Origin of the sequence: Crocosphaera sp. Alani8, assembly GCF_038442745.1 — a bacterium.
Taxonomy (GTDB): domain Bacteria; phylum Cyanobacteriota; class Cyanobacteriia; order Cyanobacteriales; family Microcystaceae; genus Crocosphaera.
Window position 1 is genome coordinate 1 of the sequence record NZ_JARVCN010000339.1, and the last position, 3390, is coordinate 3390.

General features: G+C 39.3%; 7 protein-coding genes and 1 pseudogene. 5 read left to right on the top strand and 3 right to left on the bottom strand.

Translation table 11 applies throughout. The features are described 5' to 3' along the window. The 3 genes and pseudogenes from P9B04_RS17575 to P9B04_RS17585 form a co-directional block, all read right to left on the bottom strand. Positions 1-511 (bottom strand): annotated as a pseudogene (locus tag P9B04_RS17575) (phage/plasmid primase, P4 family); the annotation flags it as partial. 294 nt (positions 512-805) lie between these two features. Then, complete coding sequence (locus P9B04_RS17580; protein WP_342056278.1) at positions 806-1405, bottom strand: KilA-N domain-containing protein; 600 nt, start codon at positions 1403-1405, stop codon at positions 806-808. A 44-nt stretch (positions 1406-1449) separates the two neighbouring features. Then, positions 1450-1710: a helix-turn-helix domain-containing protein gene (locus P9B04_RS17585; protein ID WP_342056279.1), complete on the bottom strand. Its 261-nt coding sequence runs from the start codon at positions 1708-1710 to the stop codon at positions 1450-1452. Positions 1711-1786: 76 nt separating this feature from the next. On the opposite strand from P9B04_RS17585, the gene P9B04_RS17590 reads away from it, so the two are divergent. From P9B04_RS17590 to P9B04_RS17610, 5 genes are all read left to right on the top strand, one after another. Beyond that, positions 1787-1918: a hypothetical protein gene (locus P9B04_RS17590; protein ID WP_342056280.1), complete on the top strand. Its 132-nt coding sequence runs from the start codon at positions 1787-1789 to the stop codon at positions 1916-1918. A gap of 34 nt (positions 1919-1952) precedes the next feature. Further along, positions 1953-2279 carry a hypothetical protein gene (locus P9B04_RS17595; protein WP_342056281.1) on the top strand — a complete coding sequence of 109 codons (327 nt, stop codon included), beginning with the start codon at positions 1953-1955 and terminating at the stop codon, positions 2277-2279. Positions 2280-2372: 93 nt separating this feature from the next. Beyond that, positions 2373-2606, top strand: coding sequence for a hypothetical protein (locus P9B04_RS17600; protein WP_342056282.1), 234 nt, complete (start codon positions 2373-2375; stop codon positions 2604-2606). A gap of 30 nt (positions 2607-2636) precedes the next feature. After that, on the top strand, positions 2637-2870 hold the full coding sequence (locus P9B04_RS17605; RefSeq protein WP_342056283.1) for a hypothetical protein: 234 nt from the start codon (positions 2637-2639) through the stop codon (positions 2868-2870). A gap of 141 nt (positions 2871-3011) precedes the next feature. Next, positions 3012-3390 (top strand): Rad52/Rad22 family DNA repair protein (locus P9B04_RS17610; RefSeq protein ID WP_342056284.1); only part of this gene is annotated, 379 nt, incomplete at its 3' end.

The window sequence follows — 3390 nt, forward strand, 5'->3', positions numbered from 1 at the left end:
GGTTGTCCTTTACCCACTTCCAGAATAACTTATCTTTTAACCGTAGAAATTCCTTGTAGGTGATGCCCTCGGTCAGTATCCATTGTTCACGGATACGTTCTCGATATTGCTTCAGTAAACCTGCTTTCTTGGCTACTTTCAACCCGATTCTATGGGAAACTTTTAGGCAAATTGGTTGAACCGGCTCGAATGATGGAACCTCATATTTTCTGGTTTTCCCATCTTTGCCGACTTTGGGGGTGTTGGGTTTAAGTTGACCCCACAACAAGTCTTCACCGGTTTCTGGGTCAATGGCATTTACCCCCCATCCCCCTAATTCTAAATGGGCATTGGCTTTCAACGTTCCATTGTTGATCCTTCCATCATTTCGGCGGGATACCTTTTCTGAGTAGAGTAGGAAGTCAAAGGTATCGGTGTTGATCAGCGATCTGACGTTCAAATATACGATTGAGGGTGCTACTGCGGAACCTTTAACCCATTCGTTGCGGTGTTGCTCATTGACGTTGTTCATGATTTTCTCCAGTGTTTGTGTACTACTGGAGATGCTTATTTGTCATGACCATTTGGAAAATACTAGAGAAGACAACTATGATAGAAGAAATTGATTTTTTTTGTTGGATGCCGGCTCAAAGCCGCTCGTAGTGCCTCTTGCAGTGAAGAAACTCTTTCAGTGACCTTTACAGCATCTCCATTGTTGTCTTGCTAGTTTTAACCAGTGGTGGACACGAGAAAAGCATCTCCAACTTTTCTTTTTTGACTTAACTGAATAGCGTTATTGCAAAAATCGATAGCTGAATTGACTCAGTTATCGATTTCTTCGCAAATACTTATTTATTTCGTTTCGTTCCCTGATTCTTTTGAATTCTAGGGCTTTTTTGCCGTGATATTCGTCTAATTTTTCCTCGGCTTTCTGTGCGATCTCCTTAGCTGTTGTTTCAGTATCCAGCGTTTGCAATTTTTGAATTGCGTCAAGGATTTGAAAGATGCTTTGCTGAATCTGTTGATTTTCTTGTCTTAATTGTCGATTTTCCTCCTGAATGTTGATTAAAAAAGATTTAATCTCGGCATTATCCGTTATTGTTGTTGTCCCAGTCTCGATTAAGGTTTTTATATGCTCATTGCACCAAAGACCAAACTCAGTAGAGACCCACCGAGCGACCCCAATCGCAGCTAGGAGGTGACCCCAGGTTTTGGAACCGCCATGTCCACCGACCGTAGTATCGATTAATTCCAGGACGCTTTTTTGCGTCCTGGCAGAAAGTGCCTCTAAATAAGACTTTCCAAGCTTTGAGGGAGTCCAATTATTAAGCTTTTTACCGTGCGTGGCACACAATTGGCTCAAGTTAACATAGTTGTTTTCTGGGCGTTGATTTAGGGATTTGCCATTGTAAGTAAGGATAATCATTAGGTTGTAGTTAGCTTACTGATTTATGAGGTTTATGAGCAAAATTACTTTTCCTTACTTAGAATTTGCTCGTTTTTATAAGCTTGTACTGACTCTTTAACCGCTTGATCAAAATCTTCGAGTGAACATTGATAGACAGAAAGAGCATTACGAAATTCACTAATGGTCATTGTCGGTTGGTGCTTCCCCGCTTCCCAATTTCGTAATGTTGATAAAGCAACTCCTATTTTATAAGCGGCTTCTTCAGGCTTTAGTTTGGCTTTATCTCGCAATTGTCTTAAATTCATTCCTGTCAATACAAGCATTTAGATTATCCTCTTAGTCTATATCATTATCATTATATAGACTAACACAAATAAATAGACCCATCAACTGTCTTGTTTGCTTGACAAGTCTAATCATTTAGATTATTATGGACAAAAGAAAGGCAATCGCCAACTTTCGACTGGAAGCGATCGCCTTTCTCAAACGAAACCCCAAAAGGAGGGGCAACTAACCAATGATATCAAATAGTACACAAGTGTGTCACACCTGCGAACAGTGTCCCATGTTCAAAAAATATGAAGGGGACGCAAGGTCTAGAGGTACTTGTACATTATTCGACAAAGTAACCCGTGGCTATCACGAAATGACCGATGACTGTAGGAACAGTATGGATGAGGTTGTAGTTACCTTGCATACCCACGAACAGGAAATTGACGCAGAGGACGGTACTTCATCTCCAAAAGGAATCGAGACAGTATCAATATTTTTGCCCCATGATGATGTGAACCAAACATCAATATTACAAGCTTTAAAGCAGTACCGAGAGCAATTTATAGGCTATCTACTTGCAGATTGGTACTGGGCAAACAACCCTTGTCACGAGTTTTAATCAGTCACGCAGTCACCAGTAACCATTCGCATATTTGGTTACTGATGACTGAGCGAAGCGTGTGACTGATAACTGATTAAGTGAGGAGTGAAAATGAACATTAGCAGAGAAAAATTAAATCAAGTAATTGAACGTATCCCATGTGAATTTGAAACGGAAATTCACGAGTACCCTGTGTACAAAGGGGGAATCAAAGAGACACACTTTGCCTTGATAGGAGATTTTGATTGGGAGATACTTGAAAAAGCCTGGAAAGAGGCAGGAATACTCAAGAAGTATTCTCCTAAAAGAAGAACTCAAATTGGAACCGAATTCATCTATTACTAACATTAACACCATTTGGAAAACTGAGGAAAAATGAACATTACCACAAAACAATTAGAGCAATTAGTTGAGTGTATCCCTGATAAATTTTATGCAGAAGTTTACGAGAACTATTGCATAAATGGGTTCACAGGAGAAAAGACCTTAGCAGTTACAGGAGACTTCGATTGGGAAGCACTAGAAAAAGCTTGGGAAGAAGCAGGTTTACCGAAAGAAAATTATCCTATGAGCAAAGATAGCTTAGGACTCGACTTTATTTACTACTAATTATTCATTTAGGAAACAAAAAAGGGGATTAATTTCCCCTTCTAATAACGACCTAACTTTTAAAGCATTACTCATGTGGCAATCATTTGTACAACTCTACAGTACCTCAAAAAATAAGTCAATTACCTTCAGAGAAAAGACATGAAACTAGCAGAGATTTTGAACAACTTAGCACAACCAGTTCCTAAACAGAAGATTAGTAAAAAAGGAATATTTAAAGACAAGAAAAAGATTGATGAGATTGATTACATAGCTTGGTACAACCTGTGTGACCTATTAGATGAACGGTGTGGAATTGACGGCTGGTCATGGTCAATAAAGGATGTTAATCAGATTAGTAATCGTCTTACTTTAACGGGTGTTCTTACTATTTATGGTGATGATAAATCACTTACAAGGGAAGCAACAGGAACCGAGGATGTTGACTGTTCATCTTATGGAGATCCTTCTAGTAATGCTGAAGCTATGGCGTTAAGAAGATGCTGTGCAAAGTTCGGGTTAGGTAGAGACTTATGGAGGA